Annotated in this window: 29 protein-coding genes and 1 tRNA gene; 1 reads left to right on the top strand and 29 read right to left on the bottom strand. The window is 40.8% G+C overall.

Going from position 1 to position 22,793, the window contains the following annotated elements; translation table 11 throughout:
- Positions 1–584: 584 nt before the first annotated feature.
- The 11 genes from BKL49_RS10975 to BKL49_RS10930 all read right to left on the bottom strand — a co-directional run bounded on the left by BKL49_RS10975 (position 585) and on the right by BKL49_RS10930 (position 8,982).
- Positions 585–1,229 carry a hypothetical protein gene (locus BKL49_RS10975; protein WP_077425398.1) on the bottom strand — a complete coding sequence of 215 codons (645 nt, stop codon included), beginning with the start codon at positions 1,227–1,229 and terminating at the stop codon, positions 585–587.
- A gap of 6 nt (positions 1,230–1,235) precedes the next feature.
- Positions 1,236–2,120 (bottom strand): DNA-processing protein DprA, encoded by an 885-nt coding sequence (locus BKL49_RS10970; protein WP_208607826.1) that lies wholly within the window; start codon positions 2,118–2,120, stop codon positions 1,236–1,238.
- Between the two features lie 15 nt (positions 2,121–2,135).
- On the bottom strand, positions 2,136–2,444 hold the full coding sequence (locus tag BKL49_RS10965) for a BrnA antitoxin family protein (protein ID WP_077425394.1): 309 nt from the start codon (positions 2,442–2,444) through the stop codon (positions 2,136–2,138).
- A 17-nt stretch (positions 2,445–2,461) separates the two neighbouring features.
- On the bottom strand, positions 2,462–3,430 hold the full coding sequence (locus tag BKL49_RS10960; RefSeq protein ID WP_077425392.1) for an Abi family protein: 969 nt from the start codon (positions 3,428–3,430) through the stop codon (positions 2,462–2,464).
- Between the two features lie 673 nt (positions 3,431–4,103).
- Positions 4,104–6,383, bottom strand: a complete 2,280-nt coding sequence (locus BKL49_RS10955; RefSeq protein ID WP_244151998.1) for a DUF927 domain-containing protein — start codon at positions 6,381–6,383, stop codon at positions 4,104–4,106.
- The gene (locus BKL49_RS10950; RefSeq protein WP_077425390.1) at positions 6,370–6,825 is read right to left on the bottom strand and encodes a hypothetical protein; all 456 of its coding nucleotides are present in this window, start codon (positions 6,823–6,825) and stop codon (positions 6,370–6,372) included. Before BKL49_RS10950 ends, BKL49_RS10955 begins: the two co-directional genes overlap by 14 nt.
- Positions 6,818–6,979, bottom strand: a complete 162-nt coding sequence (locus BKL49_RS12375; RefSeq protein WP_158074794.1) for a hypothetical protein — start codon at positions 6,977–6,979, stop codon at positions 6,818–6,820. The genes BKL49_RS10950 and BKL49_RS12375 overlap by 8 nt, the downstream gene beginning before the upstream one ends.
- Positions 6,972–7,532 (bottom strand): hypothetical protein, encoded by a 561-nt coding sequence (locus BKL49_RS10945; RefSeq protein WP_425271887.1) that lies wholly within the window; start codon positions 7,530–7,532, stop codon positions 6,972–6,974. The genes BKL49_RS12375 and BKL49_RS10945 overlap by 8 nt, the downstream gene beginning before the upstream one ends.
- Positions 7,516–7,695, bottom strand: a complete 180-nt coding sequence (locus tag BKL49_RS10940) for a hypothetical protein (RefSeq protein ID WP_077425386.1) — start codon at positions 7,693–7,695, stop codon at positions 7,516–7,518. The genes BKL49_RS10945 and BKL49_RS10940 overlap by 17 nt, the downstream gene beginning before the upstream one ends.
- Positions 7,692–7,964 carry a hypothetical protein gene (locus BKL49_RS10935; protein ID WP_425271888.1) on the bottom strand — a complete coding sequence of 91 codons (273 nt, stop codon included), beginning with the start codon at positions 7,962–7,964 and terminating at the stop codon, positions 7,692–7,694. The genes BKL49_RS10940 and BKL49_RS10935 overlap by 4 nt, the downstream gene beginning before the upstream one ends.
- A gap of 73 nt (positions 7,965–8,037) precedes the next feature.
- On the bottom strand, positions 8,038–8,982 hold the full coding sequence (locus tag BKL49_RS10930) for an ash family protein (protein WP_077425382.1): 945 nt from the start codon (positions 8,980–8,982) through the stop codon (positions 8,038–8,040).
- A 133-nt stretch (positions 8,983–9,115) separates the two neighbouring features.
- Between BKL49_RS10930 and BKL49_RS12440 the strand changes: the two genes are divergently transcribed.
- Positions 9,116–9,289 (top strand): hypothetical protein, encoded by a 174-nt coding sequence (locus BKL49_RS12440; RefSeq protein ID WP_167367147.1) that lies wholly within the window; start codon positions 9,116–9,118, stop codon positions 9,287–9,289.
- A 342-nt stretch (positions 9,290–9,631) separates the two neighbouring features.
- Here the strand turns inward: BKL49_RS12440 and BKL49_RS10925 are convergent, their stop codons facing one another.
- The 18 genes from BKL49_RS10925 to BKL49_RS12370 all read right to left on the bottom strand — a co-directional run.
- A complete protein-coding gene (locus tag BKL49_RS10925) occupies positions 9,632–9,823 on the bottom strand; it encodes a hypothetical protein (protein WP_077425380.1) in 192 nt (63 codons plus the stop codon).
- 10 nt (positions 9,824–9,833) lie between these two features.
- Entirely contained in the window at positions 9,834–10,511 is a 678-nt protein-coding gene (locus BKL49_RS10920) for a Rha family transcriptional regulator (protein ID WP_077425378.1), read from the bottom strand.
- On the bottom strand, positions 10,501–10,794 hold the full coding sequence (locus BKL49_RS10915) for a hypothetical protein (RefSeq protein ID WP_077425376.1): 294 nt from the start codon (positions 10,792–10,794) through the stop codon (positions 10,501–10,503). Before BKL49_RS10915 ends, BKL49_RS10920 begins: the two co-directional genes overlap by 11 nt.
- Positions 10,766–11,302 (bottom strand): terminase small subunit, encoded by a 537-nt coding sequence (locus BKL49_RS10910; protein ID WP_077425374.1) that lies wholly within the window; start codon positions 11,300–11,302, stop codon positions 10,766–10,768. The genes BKL49_RS10915 and BKL49_RS10910 overlap by 29 nt, the downstream gene beginning before the upstream one ends.
- Before the next feature lie 2 nt (positions 11,303–11,304).
- On the bottom strand, positions 11,305–11,526 hold the full coding sequence (locus BKL49_RS10905; protein ID WP_077425372.1) for a hypothetical protein: 222 nt from the start codon (positions 11,524–11,526) through the stop codon (positions 11,305–11,307).
- A gap of 116 nt (positions 11,527–11,642) precedes the next feature.
- Positions 11,643–11,894: a helix-turn-helix domain-containing protein gene (locus tag BKL49_RS10900; RefSeq protein ID WP_077425369.1), complete on the bottom strand. Its 252-nt coding sequence runs from the start codon at positions 11,892–11,894 to the stop codon at positions 11,643–11,645.
- Positions 11,895–11,903: 9 nt separating this feature from the next.
- Positions 11,904–12,143 (bottom strand): helix-turn-helix transcriptional regulator, encoded by a 240-nt coding sequence (locus BKL49_RS10895; protein ID WP_244151997.1) that lies wholly within the window; start codon positions 12,141–12,143, stop codon positions 11,904–11,906.
- A gap of 194 nt (positions 12,144–12,337) precedes the next feature.
- Complete coding sequence (locus tag BKL49_RS10890) at positions 12,338–13,237, bottom strand: DUF334 domain-containing protein (protein WP_077425367.1); 900 nt, start codon at positions 13,235–13,237, stop codon at positions 12,338–12,340.
- A gap of 219 nt (positions 13,238–13,456) precedes the next feature.
- The gene (locus BKL49_RS10885; RefSeq protein WP_077425365.1) at positions 13,457–14,722 is read right to left on the bottom strand and encodes a tyrosine-type recombinase/integrase; all 1,266 of its coding nucleotides are present in this window, start codon (positions 14,720–14,722) and stop codon (positions 13,457–13,459) included.
- A gap of 245 nt (positions 14,723–14,967) precedes the next feature.
- Positions 14,968–15,053, bottom strand: a tRNA-Leu gene (locus tag BKL49_RS10880).
- 20 nt (positions 15,054–15,073) lie between these two features.
- Positions 15,074–15,418 carry a preprotein translocase subunit SecG gene (gene secG / locus BKL49_RS10875; protein WP_077425363.1) on the bottom strand — a complete coding sequence of 115 codons (345 nt, stop codon included), beginning with the start codon at positions 15,416–15,418 and terminating at the stop codon, positions 15,074–15,076.
- A gap of 110 nt (positions 15,419–15,528) precedes the next feature.
- On the bottom strand, positions 15,529–17,493 hold the full coding sequence (locus BKL49_RS10870) for a DNA topoisomerase III (RefSeq protein WP_077425361.1): 1,965 nt from the start codon (positions 17,491–17,493) through the stop codon (positions 15,529–15,531).
- Between the two features lie 14 nt (positions 17,494–17,507).
- The gene (gene recR / locus BKL49_RS10865) at positions 17,508–18,110 is read right to left on the bottom strand and encodes a recombination mediator RecR (RefSeq protein WP_077425359.1); all 603 of its coding nucleotides are present in this window, start codon (positions 18,108–18,110) and stop codon (positions 17,508–17,510) included.
- Positions 18,111–18,178: 68 nt separating this feature from the next.
- Positions 18,179–18,508: a YbaB/EbfC family nucleoid-associated protein gene (locus BKL49_RS10860; protein WP_005629464.1), complete on the bottom strand. Its 330-nt coding sequence runs from the start codon at positions 18,506–18,508 to the stop codon at positions 18,179–18,181.
- A gap of 124 nt (positions 18,509–18,632) precedes the next feature.
- The gene (locus tag BKL49_RS10855) at positions 18,633–20,063 is read right to left on the bottom strand and encodes a surface lipoprotein assembly modifier (protein ID WP_077425357.1); all 1,431 of its coding nucleotides are present in this window, start codon (positions 20,061–20,063) and stop codon (positions 18,633–18,635) included.
- A 142-nt stretch (positions 20,064–20,205) separates the two neighbouring features.
- A complete protein-coding gene (locus BKL49_RS10850) occupies positions 20,206–21,414 on the bottom strand; it encodes a HupA family protein (RefSeq protein WP_077425355.1) in 1,209 nt (402 codons plus the stop codon).
- Between the two features lie 167 nt (positions 21,415–21,581).
- Positions 21,582–21,779 carry a hypothetical protein gene (locus BKL49_RS10845; protein ID WP_077425353.1) on the bottom strand — a complete coding sequence of 66 codons (198 nt, stop codon included), beginning with the start codon at positions 21,777–21,779 and terminating at the stop codon, positions 21,582–21,584.
- Between the two features lie 143 nt (positions 21,780–21,922).
- Positions 21,923–22,793 (bottom strand): HupA family protein (locus BKL49_RS12370; RefSeq protein ID WP_077425351.1); only part of this gene is annotated, 871 nt, incomplete at its 5' end.

Raw genomic sequence — 22,793 nt, 5'->3', positions numbered from 1 at the left:
GGTAATATTTCCCGTTTTGGTAAAACTGGCTTTACTCTTTCAGTAAAATCTAGGTGGGCGCAAAAGTGCGTTCACCTTTAACCGGTCCTTTTTTGGTCTCGTTGTTTATCCTCAAGTTGAGGTTAAGTCATTAAGTAAAATTTAATAACTGGCAAAATAACTTTCACCGTTGGTGGATGTCGATAGATGTCGAACGATAATTGAATAAATATGAACGGGATAATCAATTCAACAGGGTGATCCTATTTCCTCATAGAATGGCAGTAAAGCCAGTGATAGCAAGTGATTATGGGGTGATCATTAAAAGGTACTCCCGAGGGGATACCCCATTCCACGGGGTTGCGAACTCGCGGTTTTCGGCAGTTTTTTGAATTTCCGGTCATCATCATCTTCTGCCAAAAAAGGGGAGAAAAACTGTAATAGTGATGAAAGAGGGTTCTCCAAGCGGTATTTGAGGCTTTTTCTCTGAACTTTTTATCCGCCCTCCCCAAGTAAAAATCGGTTTGGCTCTCGCGCACGCGCGCGTACTGGGTACGAAATTCAATAAAAAAGGCTCAATGCGCTACACTAAGCCTTTTGAATCGCTATTCTATATGTTTTGTTTTTGCAATAAATAAACCTATCACCTTAATGTCTGGTCTCTCAGCTTTTATCATTGATTTGATGGCTTTAAAATGACTTCCAGTAGTTAAAACATCATCTACTAAAATAATATGCGTAACCTCATCGGGTATTTCTTTAGTTAAGCTGTAACGTTTACGAAGATCTTCAGGAGTTGGTCTTTTTTCTGATATAGTATGAGAGGCTTCAGTGCTTTTTCCTTGGATAATTAGTTCATCAAAATATATATTTTTTGTTATGGTAGTCCTTGTTGCTAAATCAACTATTTGGCTTATTCTATCATCATACATAGGATCTGCTTTAGCCTTTGAAGGGGGGATTGGAACAACTAATATATGTACCCCTTGATACTCTTTTATACCATCAAGACTACTTTTTATGAGTTTAGCACAATCTTCTACAGCTTTGACTTTATGACGCCACTCTAGTGGATATTTTTTCTTATCCATTGACTTCTTTAGATTAGATATCAATTGATTTGTACAACTAAAACTATGCCCTTTCCCAGCGGTATATGTTCCCCAATAATGGCATATATCATCAGAATCTAAATAATAGCAGTCTGAAATGTTACTCTCATCTATTTGTCTTAGAATAAACTCACACATAACAATCTACTCCTCAAGAATTTCTGTTATATCTGTAATATCCTTAACTCTTATAGCTCCTTTTTTCAAAAAACGCTCTGGCCAAGTAATATTAGGGTTTTCAAAACAACTATCTAAAATAAAGAGTTTTCGATTTTGTGATAATGCTGCTCTAGCTTGTATTAATGTTCCTGATGTTTCGCTTGCTTCAACAATGATTGTGGCTTGAGTCAAAGCTGACATTGTTACATTTCTTTCAGGGAAAAAGGCTCGATTGCTTCTATAATCTTGTTGTGAGTATATCCATAATGGAACTTGACTAATCAAAAGATAATCTTTTGCAATTTGGTCTTGTAATTCTTTATTTTCCGAAGGGTAATATTCTGTAATCGGAGTCCCAATAACTGCAACTGTTCTCCCCCCATTTTCGATTGCTGTTCTATGCGCCATCGTATCAACGCCTTTTGCCAAACCAGATACTATTGTGTAATCCTTTTCGACTAATAATCTCGCTATTTTTTTGGTTCTTTTTAATCCTTCTATACTTGGGTTTCTTGAGCCTACGATTGCAACCCGTTTAGGATGTTCTATAACTTCCCAATTTCCCCGATAATAAAATATTTCAATCGGATTTCTAGCATCTCGTAATCTTTTTGGATAGTCTAAGGTACCATTTATCATTATCTCGTAATCATTTATTCCTTTTTCATTCATTTGAGAAATGATAAAGCTACGCATAGATTTAATTTCTTCAGGTCTCACAAACTCGGATGGTGGGGAATCTGGGTATTTGCGAAATAAATCCGCAATTTGTTTAAATGTACTTTTATCTTTCCATAATGCTTCGTAAGCTGCTAATTCATTCAATGGGCTTATAGCATTTGAAAAGAAACTATCTGTTGATAAATTCATCTTATCCATTCCTTGTTATATAGTCTTAATATGCTCTAGAAGTACTTCATTAATACGTGTTTGCCAACCTTGCCCCGTTGCTCTGAATGTTTGAATCACTTCAGGCGATAATCTTAACGTGATAGATTGTTTAGTCGGTGCTTTTTGTTTACCTCGTCCTGTTTTGATTTTTCCTTGCTGTTCCATTTCATTTTGATGAGCTGTCACCATAGCAACAAATTCGGGTGGCATTGCTTCAGCTAAAGGTTTCGCAAGCGCAAAATCTTCTTCGGTTAATGCTCTTACTTCGCCCTCTGAATCAATAAGTGATTCTCTGTGTTTCATATCTCTTTACCTATAGTTTAATTCATTAAATGAATAGGTAATGATAAGTGGCTCATTAACCCCATAGACTCTAATTTTGCATTGGGGATATTAGGGAAAGTTTCTATTAGTTCTTTAAGTTTTTGTAGCCATTGATAATTGCTGCTATTTTGACTAATTAAATACCAAAGGACAGCAATTCTACCAAAGATTCTTGATTTAGCTTTATTATCTAGGTTGATATTTGAGAAATATGCACCGGCTCTTTTAAATTTCTGTTGGCTCTGACTGTTGAAATTAGGGATATTTATTTGATTAAAGTCTCGATTCCATACTCTAGAATGATGAGCAGCTAAATTCCTCACTATATTTATTTCATTAAGCCAATTAGTAAGAGTTCTTTCATCAATATTGAAATGTTTCGCTATTTTTCTTTGATATTGCCCATTTAGTAAAGAGTAGTATTTAGATAGTGTGCCGAAATCCCATGTTTCTGTAATTACCCAAAATGGCAAAGGATTTTCGTTTTTTCTATGCCATTCTATAAAATCATCCTTACATCGCTCTATTTTGGCAGTTAAAGAGTCTTGCCATTTTGAGAATAAATAACTGCTCCGGGGGTTCCAATTATGTTGAAGGAATTTACGATTGATTATACTGTGATCTTCATAAGCTAAAGGATTTATCCTCCCTAATTCATGAGCCATTATTGTTCTTATGTTAATTTCTAGCCGTTCGATGATATCCAACAAAAGCAACCGTAACTTTTTATCAAAAATATACAGCCTATAAATCTCGTTAAAATCAGTTCCTTGTATGAAATTATCGCTAAATGTTCTATCTTGGTTTGGAGTTCTTGAAATATGCCAAAAACCGGATAAACGGTAATATCCCACTTGCGATAATTTTTTCTCTGCATATTTCTCATCTTGTATAATCATCCCTCTTTGTTTGAGTTGATTGATAAGATCTAAATATTCTTTATGAGGCTTTGTAGAATTGGTCATGAGGTTATAGATTTTAGAAAGGCAAGGGCGCAACTTGACTTGTCAGGTAGATTATACAAGCAAGATAACCCCTAAGGTCAGTGGTTGCGCCACGATTGGGGCAGATTATAGGACTTTATTTTTTTAAAGTAAACTGTTTTTACCTATTAATGCGTTCTTATGCGGTCTTATATGTTTCTATCCGTTCCTATACGGTGTGATTCTTTTTCTGCGTTTTTATAAAGTTTCACCTATGGATCAACCTAAGACTTTCCACCACACAAAAAAATAAAAAAGTGTATAGATAATAGAAAAACACTGGGCACGCTGGGCACTTTGGGCACGACCTTTAAAATCAATAACTTAAGACGCATTTTCGTGCCCAATGCACTGGGCACGGCTGGGCACGAATTGGGCTCGAAAGAAAAATGCTTATTTTTTGACTGGGCACGAAAGTCCTAAATTTGGGCACGGAAAGCCCATTTTTGGGCACGAAAAAGGGATATTTGGGCACGCTATTTTTTATAAGTTGTTGATATATTTATGTTTAGTCTATTACGTGCCCAAAATGCCCAGTATTTTTTAATTCATCTACACACGGAAAATAATTTTTTGCTGGTGGATAAAAAAAGAGCAAATCATTTCTGATCTGCTCTTTTCTTTTTGATAGCCTGCACCTTTCAAAATCGGTGATTTATTCCTTTTCTTCGCTTTCTTCTCCCTGTTCTTCCTCGTCTAAAATCTCAAGTACATAACAACGGATAGTTTTACCTCCGCTCATTGTTTTAGGTAAACGATTGAGATATTTTCGCCCTTTCTCTTTTCCTAACATCAACATTCCGGCATTGAAAAGCGTTTCATTCGCCTGTTTCTCATTAAATCCCTTAATCACATCTTCAAGATAAACCTGCGGGAAAACCCAGTATTTATCGCTTTCTTGTGGTGCTTTGCTGTCGGCTAACTGGCGATAACCTGCCGTATCATTCGGTTCTTTTTGGCTCGGATTAAAGGGAAATTCGATAAACCTTGCCCCGTTTCGCAATAGCCACCCATTCACCTGTTCAATGATTTGTTTCTCTTCCCTTGAGTGTAGTCCGTACTCGTTCACCCATTCATTAAAGCTGTGTAAAAGTGCGGTCTGATTATCCTGTGTTTTCCAACCGGTAAAAGGGCTTGCCAGTTGTAGGGCGGTTTCAAGTATGGCAAATCGACCTGCCACCCGTTTTACCTGCGAGCTTGCGTCATTGGGTAACATTGCTTGCCATTGTTCACTCAAGCGTTGATATTCAGCCACCACCGCATTTTTATTTTCCAATAGCCACATAATCCACGCTTTCCCCATTGTGCCATAGTAACGCTTTGCCATGGCGTTTAAATGGTCGGCGTGGGCTTTGCCATTGCCAAAATGATAAAACGTGTTCGCCTGCGTGATAGGGATATTTAACAAGCGCACTAATTGCCCTGCATTGGTTCTGATATTGTCCTGCTTGAGGTAAAGCTCCAAATCCTGTTCACCGGTGGAAAAGGCAAGAATGCGCCAGCGGTTCAATTCTCGGTTTCCACCCTCCTTTGCCCCTTGGATTTTCCCCACGCCATTAAATAACGCATAGGCTGTTTGTTCTACGTGCTTTTTACTTGCCCCTTGTCCGATTTCATCAAGGGGAATAAAGCCGTCATTTCGTGCGGCTGCCTCGTTAATTAAGCCTAGGCTGGTGCCGTTCCACGATAACCGGATAATATCCGGCTCACCATAGATTGAGCTGGCAATATTGGCGATAGTCGTTTTCCCCGCACTGGATTTTCCGAATAAATGCACGCCAAAACTTTCCGCACCAATCAAGCCAATCAAAGGGGCAGCCAACGCGCAAGCCACGCCCAACATCATTGAGTGGTTGCCCTTGAGATATTGCCCGATTTCCTGCTGCCATTCCTGCAACGTGCCTTTGGCTTGATAGCCTGCGGTGGTGGATGATTTACTGTTGAAATAAATCGGTTTGGCGGGATTTCCCAATACTTCACCATTTGGCAAGATATACGCGTTAAAATCTGCTTGCCAGCCTGTTTCGTTCACTATCTGATAAATCGGTTTGTTTTGGGTATCTTGCAGATAATCCGCCAAATAAGGTTTGAGCCGTTGGCTATTGGTTATCCGCACGCCTTTTTGTTTAAGCAGTTGCCAGCCGGCACGCTCGCCAATATCCGCCCACGGGAGCGCGATTAAAGTCGGTTCGGTTTTTCCCTGCGCCTTAAAGGAAAGCATAGAAAAATAATCACTCTCGGAAATCCCTACGCCTACCACGTCTACACAATCGGCTAACCATTCGCATTTTTCGGTTAAATCTCCCGTGTCCTTGTCAAACTTCGGTATCACCCGATAAATCCCCGCTATGCCGTTTTCCTTGCGTTCTTCGGTGTAAGGCTGATGTTTATCTCGGCTTGGTTCAATCACGGCCCGTTCTAAAACTTCCGCCAAATCGACCGCACTTTGTTCTTTATTGCGTAAACGTTGAATAAATCCGCTTAAATCTTCCACCACTTCGCCCACGGTATTACGCAAATAAAGCCGTTCAAGGCAGGTGTTTTTGGCAAGGTGTAGGCAAAGTGCGGTGAGTTGATTATCGTGTTCTCGAATAGCCACGCCATTTACGGTTTCTTTTACGTTGAAATAACCGTCAGTATCAACAAGGCTTGCCACTTGGTGGGCATTGGGGAGTAATGCCGTGATAGATAATTCCTCAATATTGCGTACATCAAAGAGAACCGGTAGCTCCTCATAGCGGTTGGGATTGTCTTTATCCGTGCTGTCTGCCAATAACTGCCACCCTAAGCCTTGCCCGTCCGTGGTGCGGTCTTTGGGGTTTTGTCGATAGAATGTCCACACATTGCCACCTAATAAAACATAAATTTCCTGCAAGGGTGAAATGTTGGCTTGTTCAATCGCGTTGAGGTTGTAGGCTTTTTTAGTGAATGCCATTATTGCCCCCTGTTTCGCACGCTGTGCGCTTTTCTATTTGAGCAAGGGCAATCTGTGCTTCTTGAGAGATTAAAGCGATATTGGCACGCAGAAAGCCTAATACGGTGAATTTCATTAAATCCTGTTGGATTTCTTCCACGCTTAAATTTGCTAACACATCATCTACATTGCAAACGCCCTTACGTGCCGGCATTGATTTAATCAGCCATTTCTCCACATAATGGCAATCAGCCACCAACGCCCGCAGATAATCATCATAGCCTTTCAGCTCGGCATTAGCGGGAATAATCGCCTCTCTTAGCCCGTCAAGCAGTGAAAACAAGGCGGGAAAAGCAATCTCCCTCTCTTCCGCACCACAAGCCAACGCCGCTTTCTCCCGTTCGGAATAAGCCGACCAATCCAGCTTTTCTTGTAAAGGATTGGGTTTTGTTGTTTTAGTCATTGCTTCCCCCTTGTTTTTTAATCACCACCGCTTGATAGATTTCATCCTTCAAGGCTTTTTCTGCAAGGTTTAGGGCTTGAGATTGGTTTTCTGTTGAGCCTAAAACAATGGGCTTTTGTTGGCTGTAACCGATAACTTGATAGGTGTTATTCATCGTTGCCCCCTTTGCCGTCATTGATTTTGGTTTGTTCAATCAAGGTGATTTGATTGGCTTTCACATCGTCCACCACCTCGCCCAGTTTAAATACAAGGTAAGAATGCGCCTGATTGAATGATTTTAAAAGTGCGGTCTGTTCTTGGGTTAAAGTTACGCCGGTGGATAAGGCTTTCAGCAATGCCCGCCCATTGTTTAGCCGCTCGATTAAATCCGCACATTCTGCCGATAATTTCAGCTTGTGATGAAAACAATCGGGGTATTTTTCCACGCAAAGTTGGTTACTCTGTTTTATCAGGTCAAATTGGCGGTTAAATTGCGCCAGTTTCAACGCCAGCGGATTAAGGGGGAGTTTCCCCTTGTGTTTTCCTTTCGTTGCGCCTTGCGTTTCCTGTTGCGTTTTTGGGGTGTCCTCAATTTTGAGGGCAGCGGCATTTTTAACCGGCTCAATTTTGCGTTCGTTCATTTCACTGACAAACCAGTTGATTTTGTTTTGGCGGTGGTTCGCTTTCCATTGTTCAAGCTGTGCCATTGGGTTAGTTGGTTTCATCATTTCCCCCTGTGTGCTTAATCTCCACCGCCACAACATCACGATAGCTAAAGTCCTCTCTGTTTGATTCAACATGGGCTTTGATTTCTTCCGCCCGTGCAAGGGTGACACCTTCCGCACAAATAAACGTGCGCCCGTCTTGATAGTGTAGGATGACGTTATTCATTTACGCCCCCCTTTCATATTGCTAAGGTGAAATTCGGCTAATCCTGCTGTTTCTCTCAAAGCGTTGAGCAAATAGGCGTTTGCTTTAATCAGTCCGCCAATATGTTTTACGTTGTCGTTATTCATGGCGCAATGGCTAAAATCTTGTTCAGAATCAGCCAAATAACCTAAATTTGCCATCATATCGCCCAGATGAAATAAGCCATATTCGATAGATTCACACAGATTTTCCGATTCATTGCGCAAGGCTTTTAAATCTTCCTCGCTCATTAGGTCGATTTCGCTGTGCTTGTTGAGTTTGTTAAAACTCGTGCAATTTTGAAGAACGGATAAAATAGATTGATTAAACATTTGCGCCCCCTTGTGTTGAAGATAAAACAGGGGTAGGGAGTGCCGCCAAAAGTGCGGTTGAATTTTGATAGGTTTTCATTGTGGGAAATCTCTTATTAGTAATTAGTAAATTTGATTTGCCAACCTGTAAAAGGCGTGGCAAGGTTTCAACTACCGCTAATAATCGGCTCGCCTTATTCGTGCGGATAAACTCCGCCTTATTTCGACGTATAGACCTTGCCACAAATTCGGCTTTGAATAGGTGTAGTAAACCTATTGAGGGAATTTGAGGTGTAAAAAATCCGCAAGTCTTACGGGTGCGGTGTCCGTTATTAGTGATAGTGCTTTTAATACTACCCACAACAACGGCATTTCGCAAGCTGTGATTTTGAACAGGAATGTCTTTACGCATAAACGTCCCCTTAATTCTTGCAATGAAAAGAGCGGTATCAGGCGTTAAGTCTAACCGTTGGCGGGCTTCCGCTTCGGTTTTGGCGTAAATAGATAGACGTAGGCGTTTATTGCCTAAGAGTAGGAATTTGTAAATCATCGTTGAAAACTCCGTCGGTAAATTGTAAACATCTACCGCAAGTTTCCACGCTTGGCGGTAGAACGTATCGGGGTGGAAAACTGCTACCAACGGAACGCAGCCAACGATTAAACGTTGCCCAATACGCTCTACCATTGAGAGAATAATAGCCAACGCATTTTGGCGTCCGCTATTTTCTTTAGGTGTGCGTATATTACGAACAAAAAAAGCACGATTTGGCGTGCTGTTCGCCGTTGGTGATAAATTCGAGTTTCCACGCTCGGCTTTAGATTTTGCTAAAGCGTAAAAACTATAATGAATTTGACCGCACTTTGTAAAGTAGTTTTTGTTGGATTTTTTTACTTTACCTAAATTTGAGGTAAAGCATTTTGCAAGCTCAAGATAGCCTGTATAATTGAGATTAGTCATTGTCTTACTCCGTTTTAGTAAGGTGATGATTAGAGGCTCTTCAATGTTCCCGCATTGCTGAGCCTTGTTTATTTCTGTAATTGTCGTTATTATGTAATTACATTGTCTTGAATAATAAATTGGAGTAATTACAATGTCAATCAAAAAAGAAAATAAATCTACACAATACCAACTAAGACTATCTGATGGTTTTCGCCAGCAATTAGAGGAACAAGCAAGAATTGATGGTGATATTGCGCTAGCCACTTGGATTAAGCGCATTTTGCGTAAAGAGTTATCCTCTCGTGGTATTGAGCCTAAAGCATAGTAATTGTCTTCTACTGTGCTAGAATGAATTTGAAATTTTTTCATATCGAATCTCTTTTAGTTAGTGTAGTTAGTAAATCACGCCATCGGCTTTGCCCTTGGCGTTTTGTTTATCTGGCAAGACTGAAAGCGATAATCAAAAGGCTGATAAACATTAAAAATTGGATGATTTCTTCTTTCATTCTGCCTCCAATCTGCTCCCTACTTTTTCGGGAATTAAATCCCTATTATTTCGGGAATGTTTTTTACTTAGCTGAAAATTCAGCTGTGCTTTAAATTCAAGAATTAGCCCATATATTCGCGCGCACGTACGCGCACGTATTGGTCCAGAAATTATTTATTCCTATGGTTTACCCGTCATTTGTTGCCATTTAATCAAAGCCTCAATCACGCTCGGAAAGCCATTGAGCAAAAGCCAGATTAAAAAAATGCTGCCGCCAAAAATGGTGACGAACCATACAAAACGATTTACCCTCGGGGATTTATCCATAAGCTCTAACATTTTTCTGATTTCCTCTGCTAAATTAAAATTCATCGGGTCACCCCTATGCCGCCAACGCCCATTTACGCAAGGAATAAAGGGCAGATTGCTCTAACTTGGCTTTGCGTTCCTGATAGTTCATTCCTAACTTAATCATCACCGCATTTTCAGAAAGTAGGTCATCAATGAGCTGTAACCGGCTTTCGGTTAAATGGTCTCGGATTTCATCATCAGGGGAATAACCGTTATCTTTAAGCCATTTCTTACGGCTTGAGCCTAACGCCACCACATAGACAAGGTTATTCTCTCGGCTGTAAATGTGTTCATCTTGCTTGCCAGTGCTTTCAAGGTGAAATTTAATCGCCTCATTCATTCGGTGTTGGTCGTGTGAAAGTTTGGATTTAGCCGTTATCCAATCTTTCATCTTGTTAAACTGGGTGATGTATGCCTCTTTGAATTGCATTGCTTTCTTTCCGGTAAAGCCCATTGTTAAGAGAGTAAAACCGTCGTGAGTCATTAGGTACATTGGACGTTTTTCGCCTTTATCATCGGTATATTTAACCGCCTTAAAATTCAGGGCGTTAAATTCTTCTGAACAACCTAGATTTTTAATACTCTGCAGTAGGTTGTCGTGTCGTTTCCCAAAGTATTGAGCGACTTTTAATGAATCGGTCATTGCCACGGTCTCTTTATGAAAGACTTTCGGAAAGACTGCCTCTAGTAGTTCTTGGTTAGTGTTCATCTGTCATTTCTCCTTGTCGTTGTTCCATTGCCTTTAAATGTTTTTTCAAGGTGTAAAACTGGGTTTCTAAGGCTTCATTCTCCCGCCCTAACTTTCGCCACGGCTCTAATTCGCTCTCTAAATCGCTTATCTTGCGTTTTAGCACGTCCACCACCTCATCTAAGGGATAAGGCTCAAAATCGCTATATAGGCTTAAAAACGTGAATATCGTTGATGATTTCCGGTAGTGTTGAATCGCTTGTTTCAGTAGTAAATCATTGTGTTTTGCAATGGCGCATTTCATTTAAATTTGCTCTCTTGTGTTCGTCAGGTTTCTCATCAGTGAAGAAGAGGTTAATCAGTGGCGGTAAATCTTGCGCCGGGGTGATGGTGTGATCCACCCTGTCTTTAAACATACCAAGATGTTTACCAAGCAATTCAAGAGCTTTGTTTGCTCCTGCAGGTTCAAATATGTAACGATCCACTTCTACGCATTTAATTTCGCCGCTTTGATTGTTTTTTATCGTGATAGTGGTCTTAACTGACTTTTTGCCCATACATACGGCGCACTGCTCCAATAAATCCATGATCACCTTATCAACGGTTAAATTATGGCGTTTCATATGCTCCGCCTGTAATGCCTCAATCCTTGCCGTGATCTTGCCGTCTGCCAGTAATTCAGCGGCTTTACGGTGAACGCTTTCAGGTTTCATATTCTCAGCGTTGTAGGTTTGGCGATATGCCTCGCTTGCGTTGCCTAGCTCAATGTATTTCAAGCAAAAGGCTTCTTGCTTGGGCGTAAGGTCTGCCATTGTTAAATCTCCCTTAACTGTTCTTGGGCAATTTCAATCAAGCGGTCTACATTGCCTAAATGTCGGTGGATAGTTGCCCATACTTCCCGCTCTGTGATGTCGCTTTTTAGCGGTGTGCCTTTCGCCATATTGTCGGCAATGGAAATAATCCGTTCTAAATATTCCCTCGCTTGTTGCAATGTTGGTTTTTCTTGGCTGTTGTTTTCCGGTGTTGTCTCTGTCATTGTCTAAATACCTTTCTATGCGATTAAATGCGCCAAAATCACGCCCTATTGCAAAATCGGTGGTGGATTAATGGCTTTGCATTGTTTATCGTAAAAATCGCGCTATGCTCGTTAAATTAAGATTTTTGGCTCACTTCGTTTTCGTGTAATACATAAACGCCCACACGGTGAACTAATCCGCTTGAATCGGTTTCATCTCGGTAAAAGGTATCAATCACATAGCCTTTATCCCGTAGCTCCTTGATTCGTGCCGGTGGGTAGTAAATCCCCTTAGCTCTTAATTCGTGTGTGCTGTGTTCTTTCTTGCGTAAACACTGCAGAATAAAAAGCCGTTGTTCGTGGGTATCTGTCGTGTTAATTGTTTCCATTTGGCCGCCTTATGGTCGATTCTCGGCAAGTTTGGCTATGTAAGCGTTAATCTCGCTTTCAAGGTAGCCAACGGAATTTACGCCTAATTGAATTTTCTTCGGGAAGTCAGGGCGATAACGTTTAGATTTTGGGTTCTGCCAATCGGAAAAAGTGGATTTACTCACGCCAAAACGATTAATCGCTGCATTTCGTCTGATAATGCTGTCTTGTTGATGGGCGGTCTCTGGCATTGAGGTTTTCATTGGCATTGTGTTTTCTCCATAAATGATAGTGATTAAGAATTGATAAGCCTGTTTTGGCTTTCCTTGTGTCGGTGGGGATTGTAGAAAAGTGGAAATATTGAATCATCGCAACGAAAAAGATATTTTCGCTGCGAAAAAATAGGATTGATTTGGAAGGATTTTTCGGAAATAAAAAAACGCCCTAGGTGGGCGTTAGTGATTTATGGAGTTAGCCGTTTATTAGCATTAGAGAAATATTCTTCTATTGTGCGTTGCTCTAAGCCTTGAGCTGTTCTGTTTTCAGTTTGTCGTTGCTCTAAAATGTCTCTTATGATTTCTCCTTGTGTCCATTTTTTAGCTTTTGATTTGACTGTTTGCAATACTTCTCCAAGTAAATAGAGTGCATTATCTAAATTTAATTTGCTATTAGGATCGGCTGCCAGTGCTTTATATTTATTTGATAGCTCTGCGTATAGATTACGACCTCGCTCTAACCGTTCTTCAGCATCTTGTTGGCTTAGTTTAGCCTGTTGTAGCTGAATAGATAAAGATTGCATTGCTAAATCTTGATCTCTGATTCGGCTTTCTTTATTTGCTAACTCTGTTTTAATTTCATTTAATTTGGCTTGTAAATTGGTATTTTCAGCTAAATACTTTTGATACTCTTTGTTCATTCGTTCATATTCAGCTGAATCAATAACGGGCTTTAATTCTTCATTGTGAAAAATGGTTTTAGGGCGATCATTTGGGTAATTTTCAGAAATAAATTTTTTTAAATCAGAAATCCAAAAGTGCCTACGACTATAAGCGACATGATCAATTTTTTCTTCTTTAGTTGTAGGGTCTATGTATTTTTCGCCACCATCTCCATGTTCTCTTACCGCCCTTAGTTCACCATTATTTACTACTCTATTTAATATCCTAGTCTTTTTTTCAAGACAGGGGATATATGGATGTCTATAAATACTTTGAGAAATATTTGTTAATAATTCTGTTTCCCCCGCTAAATCTTCAAATTTAACTCCACACCATAACAAAGCCGCTTCTGGCAGAGGAATAACCTCATAATCAATAATAGAACATTCTGGGAGTGAATTATAATATTGTTGGGTTTTAGCCATCTTTTAACGCCCCTATGCGTACCCTATTCAGTGAGAACACGGCAAAGAACAAATAGGGTTATTCTCTTTCGGGGTGGGTAATTAAGCCACGCCTAGCCGTGTAAATTGGTTTGGATTTCGTAAGACTTGAAAGGTCTTTATTGGACGCATTATAACCTGTTATTATATCCAGTCAAAAGAAAAAGTGCGGCTAAATTCGACCGCACTTTCATTTCAGATTTAAACAACCATTTTTAAATGATGAGCTATCGCACTTAACTGGCATTGTTCGACATAATCTCCCCATACTTGAAGGGCTTTTTTACGGTGAGTGAGATATTCTGCCTCATTATAAACGCCTCTTATCCCTTGAATCGTATGCGCTAAACACATTTCCACCACATCAGGCATAATGCCTTTTTCGTGCAGATAAGTACTGGCAATTTTGCGTAAGCCGTGCGCAGTTTGCTTGCCCTTGTAGCTCATATTATCCCTAATAGCTTTATTTGCTGTTTGGCTCGAACAATGCCCCTCTGTTGATCTCAAACTGGGGAATAAATAAGGGGAGTTGCCGGCAAGTCGTTTGATTTTCTCAAGTAAGGATTTTGCTTGTTTAGAAAGCGGGACTAAATGCGGTCTATCTGCATTGGCTTTTGTTTGTTTCATTTTGTGTGCCGGAATCGTCCATACGCCCTTGTGTTCATCAATATCACTCCATTCAGCAGTGACGGCTTCATTCGGTCTAACCATTGTTAAAAGCTGCCATTTAATAAGATACCTTGTTAAAAGATCAGTTGATGAATTTTCTAAATGTTCCAAAAATTGCGGTAATTCTTCCGGCTTAATGCTTGGATTCTTCCCACGTTTTGGCGGCTCAAAAGCTGTTGCGATTTTTTCACAAGGATTAAAAGGAATGGCAAATAATGAATAAACCGCATAATTTAAAATGGCATTAAGTAACTTCACTGATTTACGATACATTTCAGCCTTTCCCTGTTTATAGGGAATTTCTAAAGCCCTTTTTGCTATTGCCGGTGTGATCTCACTGATAGGTAAATTCCCCAAAATCGGCAAAAGATAGTTTTCAACAATTGCCCAATATTTGCTTAAAGTTAATTCCTTGATATTGCCTTTCTTACTTTCCCGCCAGCTTTCCGCTACGGTTAAAAATATGTTGGTACGCCTTGTTAATTCGGCTATCTCTTGCTGTTGCCGGTGGATTTGCGGATCGATACCTTGAGCCAATAAAGTCAAAATCTCTTCCCGCTTTTGTCTTACTTCGGCTAAAGAGACATCAGGGAAAGCCCCTAAGCTCATTTCAGTTCTCTTTTTGGTAATAGGCTTATAGTAATTTAACCGCCACAATTTCGAGCCATTTGGCGTTACGAGAAGATAAAGCCCTTTTCCGTCTGTGAGTTTGTTATTAGAAAGTGAACCATCAGAATTGATTTTAGGCTTTGCCTTGGTGATTTCAGTTTGTCGAAGTGGTTTAGTAGTACGCGACATAGTAGTAGGATATTTTAGTAGTATCTTGCCACAAATTAATAACCGTATTTTTCTACAATATTATCAATAGGTTATGCGTTTTTAGTAGTACATCATTTTTCATTTTAAAAAGATCCTACTAAATCTACTACTAAAACTCAAGGATTCGATAGGTTCTGATTGGACTGGATAAGACAATAAAAAAGCCTTGAAGTCAGTATTTTCAAGGCTTTTTGGTATCGTTTGGAATGTATAAAACTTCAGTTTGGTGCTCTGGGCGAGACTTGAACTCGCACGACCTTCGGTCACTACCCCCTCAAGATAGCGTGTCTACCAATTCCACCACCAGAGCGTTAATTCTTATTTATCCTATTATTGCGGGATATCGCTATTTTTATTCTCAACTGCAGGTGCAACTTGTTGTTGCTGTTGAATTTGTTCGGCTGCTTGAGATAAATCGTCAAATGCACCTTTTTCAACATTGTTACGATGAGAATTCATATTGCCTAACACAAGTGCAATGACAAAAAAGATGGTTGCTAAAATAGCACTGGTACGAGTTAAAAAGTTACCGGCACCTGCTGAACCAAACATTGTGCCTGATGCGCCACCGCCAAAAGATGCACCGGCATTCGCACCTTTACCTTGTTGAACGAGAATAAAGCCGATTAAAGCAATCGCCACAACAACGTAAATAAATAAAAGAACTTGATACATTTTTTCTACTCTAAACTGCGCGTTACGCAAGAAAACTGGGGACGAATACTATTCTTTTTTTTTGTCTTCCGCAAGTTTTTTTTCTTATTTATTGTTTAACTGTATCAACTTTAATCAACCGATTTCTCCGCTTTCAATTCTCTTGTTTTTTTGACCGCACTTTTACGCGGTTTTGCCGTTGTTTTTAAAGTTCGGCGTACTTGTTTTAATTGTCGTAAGGCATTGAAATCCACAAAACGAACCAAATCCGGCAACATTTGATTTAACCCCTGCATAAACTGTCGGTAGGTTGCCTTTTTTTGATTAATATCCGTTAATTGCGCTTCCCAATGTGCCGTCATATCAGGTTGCGTAGCAATTTCAGGTAGGGCTTGAATTAAAATCCTGCCGGTTTCCGTACTATGAATATTCCGGCCTTTTTTAATCAGAAAACCACGTTTGAAAAGCAATTCAATAATGCCTGCGCGCGTGGCTTCCGTCCCCAATCCATCGGTTTCACGCAGAATTTTTTTTAATTCTTTATTCTGCACAAAACGGGCAATGCCGGTCATTGCAGAAAGCAATGTGGCATCGGTAAAAGGCTTGGGCGGTTGTGTTTTTTTACTTATCACTTCTCCCCGTTCGCAATGCAAAATTTGCCCTTTTTTTACAATTGGCAAAAGCGGTTCTTGGTTTTCCGTGTCATCTTCTTTGCCTAATAAGGCTTTCCAGCCTGCCGTCTGCAAATTTCGGGCTTGAGCAATAAACGTTCCGCCGGCGATATTCAATGTGATTTTGCTTTTTCGATATTCCGCATCGGGGCAAAACTGCATTAAATATTGACGTGCAATCAAGCCATAAATATTGCGTTCATCATTCGTTAAATTTACGGGTCTATTTTTTGCCGTTGGGATAATGGCGTGGTGTGCTTCCACTTTTTTATCATTCCAACATCGGTTGCGTTGATTAGGATTCACCACATCCGGCAAGGTTTGATAAGCCTCGCTATGCACGGAAATCGCATTCAGCACATTGTGGCGTTCGGCAAAATGTTCTTCAGGTAAATAGCGACAATCGGAACGCGGATAAGTAATCAAACGGTGGATTTCATACAAACGCTGGCAAGTATCCAGCACGGCTTGTGCCGACATACCAAAACGTTTTGCCGCATCAATTTGCAAGGCGGATAATGAATAAGGCAAGGGAGCAGTTTCTTTTTCACGGACATCTTTATAATCCGTCACTTCCGCCGGTTGATCCGTAATCCGTTTCACTACATTTTCCGCCAGTCCTTTGGAAAGAATCCGTCCGTCATCGTCTTGATAATCTTCGCAAGCCTTGCTGGGTTGCCATAATGAACTAAAAAGTGCGGTCGATTTTTCCGCCGTTTTTTCGGCTTTTCCCTCAGGATTAACCCAAGCCAAGACTTCAAAAAAATCCTTTGGTTGAAAATGTTCAATATCCAAATCGCGGCGCACGATTAAGCCTAACACCGGCGTTTGCACCCGCCCAACGGAAAGTACGCCGTCATAACCGGCTTGCCGTCCTCGAATAGTGTAGGCACGTGTCATATTGATACCATAAAGCCAATCGGCGCGCGCCCGCGCTAAAGCTGAAGTGGCAAGGGGAATAAAGTTGCGATTCGGTTGCAATTTTTTAACCGCTTTTTCTACCGCGCTTGGATTGAGATCGCTAATCAAACAACGCTGAATTTGATCTCGCTTTTCCGCGTTTAAATTCGCATAGCTAAACACTTCATCTACCAATAATTGCCCTTCGCGATCCGGGTCGCCCGCATTCACCAATTCATCCGCTTGATGAATCAGCTTTTCCACCACAGAAAGTTGCTTTTTCACCTCTTTTCGCGGCAAGAGTTGCCATTTTTCGGGAATAATCGGTAAATGTTCTAAACGCCATTGTTTGAATTTGGGATCGTAGGCATCGGGTTCCGCTTGTTCAAGCAAATGCCCTACACACCAAGTCACCACATCTTTTTCGCCACATTTGATAAATCCCTCACCCCATTGATGAGGTTTTGGCAACACATCGGCAATAGCACGTGCCAGACTGGGTTTTTCGGCGATAAATAAACGCATAATCGGATGAAGAATTAGTCGATTTGACGGCGACCAAGGAAGGAATGAGTAAGGGTTGTGCCATCCACGGTTTCAAGCTCACCGCCTACCGGAATACCGTGTGCAATACGGCTCACTTTGATATTGTGTAAATGGCAAATTTCCGCAATATAATTTGCCGTGGCATCGCCTTCTACCGTTGGATTGGTCGCAAGGATCACCTCGTGGAAGGATTCCTCTACCAAGCGTTTTTGCAATAAATCAAGCCCAATTTCACGCGGCCCAATGCCATCAAGGGGGGATAAATGCCCCATCAACACAAAATAACGACCGGAAAACTGCCCCGTTTGTTCAATGGCTTGAATATCGGCAGGCATTTCCACCACACAAAGCAAACCTGAATTTTGACGGCGTGGATTATTACAAATATTGCACACCTCTTCTTCGGTAAAATCCCGACATTGTGAACAATGTCCAATTTTAGACATCGCCTCTGTCAACGCACGCGCCAAATTCATTCCACCACTGCGATTACGTTGCAAAAGGTGATATGCCATTCGTTGTGCCGATTTCGGCCCGACCCCGGGCAAACAACGGAGATTTTCAATAAGATGTTCTAAAAGTGGACTGCTTTGCATAATGATCAATGAGAGGGAAAGATGAAATGAACGGTGCGCAAATCTTAATATTTACGCACCCAACAAATTTAAAACGGAAATTTCATTCCCGGTGGTAATGGCATACCTGCGGTTACGGAAGCCATTTTTTCCTTTTGCAATTCTTCCGCACGACGTACGGCATCGTTAAACGCGGCGGCGATTAAATCTTCCAACATTTCTTTATCATCTTCCATTAAAGAAGGATCAATATCGATACGGCGACAATTATGCGCACCGTTAATGGTGATTTTCACCAAGCCTGCACCTGATTCACCGGTTACTTCAAGTTGTGCGATTTCTTCCTGCATTTTTTGCATTTTTTCTTGCATTTGCTGAGCTTGTTTCATCAAGCCGCCTAAACCGCCTTTTCCAAACATAATGTTATCCTTTCTCAAGTCAAAAAATTGGGTGCATTCTAGCGAAAAAATTTGCCTTTGGGAACTGCGAAATAACAGTTTAGAAAGGCGATATGCGGTATTCCTACCGATAGTTGTGAAATATTTAAAAGGTTTTCTCAAAAATCAGATTCACATTTTTTCGATCGTAAGAGTAAATTGTTGGAATATTACTTTTCTGCTTACGGTAGGAAAATTGCAGTTTTGGTGTGATGCCTAAAACGTGCCAATCTCGTTTCCATAGGGTAAAGGTTACATTATAAATGCGGTCTTTTCGCACTTTGCCTAAGTCAAGCAATCTACCCAGCACCGCTCTGTCTTTGTAGTGGCGTTGGGAAATGCCGAAGCCTAAACGGCTGGAAATACCTTTGCCCCATTCTTGTCCCCAGCCGAAACGGAGGGATTTGGTGTCTGAGCCATATTGTTTGACTTTGGTCGTTTCTCGGTTAAAGTCGCCGCCAAGGTAGAAAAATTGTTGTGGCGTTCTCGCCCACACTAAGGTGGCAGAAACCAATTTCGTGTTGCCGTTTTGGCTGTCGCTGTCAAAATAGCGTTGTTTGGAAAATTCGGTGGCGGTGGAAAGTTGCCAATTTGGATTTAACCAATGGCTAAATTCTAATCTTGCGCCGTTTGCCCATTGGTAGCTATTGTTGCCATACCAACGTTTTTCATAGAATGGCAAGAGGCTCAAGGTAGATTGTGCGGTTTTGTAACGTAGCCCTAAGGAAGTGCGGTTAAATAAATCATCATATTCGTGATTATCCCAATAGCTTTTACCGAATAAATCGTTATCTAAAGCGAAATAATAGCGTCCGCCGAGGTTGAAATCTTTGCTGATGCCAAGGGAATAGGCAATGCCGTGAGCAGTTTGCGGCAGCATATCGTCATTTTTCACATAGCCTGTTTGTTCAATATCACGGCTGTCGGAAGTGTTATTCACGTTGGTATCCCGCACATAATAGGCACTGGCGGAAATGTTCCATTCATCGCGTTGTTGCAAGGCGTTGAGATATTGCGAGATAAGGTGACGAACCTCGGGTGGCGTGGTGTTATCGCTTAAGGCTTTTTGGAATTGGTCTTCCGCCGCGGCATTTTGGCGGTCGTGGAATAGGGCAATAGCAAGTTCAATTCGCACGGGGTTAAGTTCCGCACGTTCGGCGAGAATTTGGCGGTAAGCATTAATCGCGCCGCTAAAATCTTCGGTTAAAAAGGCGTATTTACCTTGGGCGAATTGCACTAAAGTGCGGTCGTTTTCAGGGAAATTTTGGTAAATCGCTAAGAGTTTTTCAATCAGTTGCGGTTCACGGCTGTAAATCGCTTGGCTTAAAAGTTGTTGGGTTAATACAGGATTTGCCTTAAGTTCGGCTTCCGAAAAATGAATAGGTTGGTTATTTTGCCCTTGAATGCTCACTACCGGCTCGGCTTTCTCCGGCTCTGCTACTTTGATGTTTTGTTGGGGTTCGGAGAAAGTGGCGGCAACGGCAGGAACAGTTAAAAATAGGGGGGAAAGTGTGGTCAAAAATTTAGGTGTTTTCATTGTATTCTGATCTAGGTTGCAATCTATCATTCTTAAATAAGAGAGAATGATCTATTTTCTATTTGAGTTACAGTCATAATTTTTATTTAATAAAAAACGCCACACACTTGCGTGGCGTTAGCAAACATCACAAAACTAAATATTACTGCTTCGGTTTCGGCTCCTGCTTGGTCGCACCAAATACAGCACTGTATGTAAAGTCGCCCTTATCATCCTTACCGAGAACATTACTTATAGTACCAACGACATCCTGATAATTAGGAGAAAAATATCCTCTGTACGAACCACCACCGCTGGTATTAGTACCACCTAAAAACTCACGCTGCCCATATATTACAGTTTCATTTAATTTTACTTCTCCAAGTGACTTGGAATGTAAAGTTCCACTCACTTTATTTTCATCAAAATTTGCTGTTAATGTGATGTTACCATCAGTTTCCAGACGATTATCTTTTGCTATGCCTGTTTCTAGATCTAGATATTGCAGGTTGGCTAGCACCCCATAATCTCCTTTACTTTGATAAGATGCGGAGCCTGTTGGTTTCTCTATTGGATCTCCGTTATATACACCGCCAATAAACTCAGTTCTCTGATAGTTACTAAGTCTCTCACCTGCTGAATTTACCTGGTTATTATCATACAACACGCCATAGTAAGAGTAAGGCTGATGAATAATATCATAATTTAATTGATTACTGCCCGTACCATCATTTACCACCAAGCCCTCACCGTCAAATGAACCGTGATTCCAGCCTAGTCCATTTTCTGATCGCTCGTTTAAATTTACCGCAAAATTTTTTGGTTCGACACGTAACCCCCCAGTAACAGAAACCACGCGCATGTGATCAGTAAGAGAAATATAATCTTTTGATAAAGAGTTTCCATCCAAATCAATTTTGCGTTCGCCTTTCCATTCTATTACTGGGGATTCCGGTTTTGGTCGCACTGCAGGTGGTTTTAGTTGTTCTTCCTGTTTTGGAGGCACTACCGGCGGTACCGGTTGTTCGTCCGATTTTGGCGGTTCAACAGGTGGTTGTGCTTGATCTTGTTGCTCCGATTTGGGTGGTGTAACAGGTGGTTGTGGTTGATCCTGTTGTTCCGATTTGGGTGGTGTAACAGGTGGTTGTGGTTGATCCTGTCGTTCCGGTTTTAGCGGTTCAACAGGTGGCTGTGATTGATCCTGTTGCTCCGATTTGGGTGGTGTAACCCGTGGTGTTGGCTGCTCTGATTTTGGATTTTGAGCAGGTGGATTTGGTTGAGACGGAGATGCATCCCCCCCACTAGAACTACAAGCTGTGGCTAGCATCGCTACACAAATAGCAACAAGTGTTTTTTTCATTTTCAAAGACATTGAATTTCTCCATAAAAAATTAATAAGTAAATTAGTATAGTTATATATTGCGCTTTTCTTAAAAAAGCTCGGCATTATAATTTACAAAAGACAAAAAATAAAATAATAAAATTTTCTTCGGTTGCGCTATAACAAAATAAATAGAGTATAACGAATATCGCCATACTCTAATAAAATACGGGTAAAGATACTGTTTTTTTAAACGTTAATGGTTGGTTATTTTGCCCCTGAATGCGCACCACCGGCTCGGCTTTCTCCGGCTCTGCCACTTTGATGTTTTGTTGTGGCTCTGAGAACGTGGCAGCAACGGTTGGTAAGGTTAAAAATAGAGGAAAAAGTGCGGTTAAAAATTTAGGCGTTTTCATTGTATTCTGATTTAAGTTGCAATCTATCATTCTTAAATAAGAGAGAATGATCTATTTTCTATTTGAGTTACAGTCATAATCTTTATTTAATAAAAAAACGCCACACACTTGAGTGGCGTTAGCAAATATAACAAAACTAAATATTACTGCTTCGGTTTCGGCTCCTGTTTGGTTGCACCAAAGACGGCACTGTATGTAAAGTTGCCCTTATCATCCTTACCGCGAACATGACTTATAGAACCAACTACATCCTGATAGTTACGAGAAAAAGATCCTCTGTACGTACCACCACCATTAGTCTTCGTACCACCCAAAAACTCACGATCATTATATATAGAAGTGTTAACCAACTCCACTTTTCCGAGAGTACTAGAATTTAAAGTACCACTTACTGTATTTTTATCAAAATTTGCGATTAACGTGATGCTGCCATCCGGCGTTAAATAAACACCGTTTAGACTACCATCTATATATTCCTTGCTAGCTATCACCCCGTCGTCAATATGGCTTTGATAAGATGCGGAGCCTTTTGGTTTCTCTATTGGATCTCCGGCATACACCCCAGCAATAAACTCTCCTCTTTGAGAGGCACTGAATCCCTTACCGTCTGAATTTATTACTCGGTTATTATCATACAACACACCATAGTAAGAATAAGGCTGATGTACAACAACGTAATTCAACTGATTAGACTTCGAGCTATCATCTACCGCCAATTTATCATCCGTAATCCGCCCTTGATTCCAGCCTAGTCCATTTTCTGATCGCTCATTTAGATTTACCGCAAAATCTGTTGGATCGACACGTAAACCACCGTTAACAGAAGGCATATGGCCAGTGAGTGAAATATAATCATTTGATAAAGAATTTCCTTTCAAATCAATTTTGCGTTCCCCTTTCCATTCTATTATTGGTGATTCTGGTTTTGGTCGCACAGCAGGTGGTTTCGGTTGTTCTTCCTGTTTTGGCGGTACAACAGGCGGCTGCGATTGATCCGGTTGTTCCTGTTTCGGT

This window comes from Rodentibacter myodis (genome assembly GCF_001999305.1).
Lineage (GTDB): Bacteria > Pseudomonadota > Gammaproteobacteria > Enterobacterales > Pasteurellaceae > Rodentibacter > Rodentibacter myodis.
The sequence above is the reverse complement of the archived record's forward strand: the minus strand, read 5'-3'. Positions and strand labels throughout refer to the sequence as shown.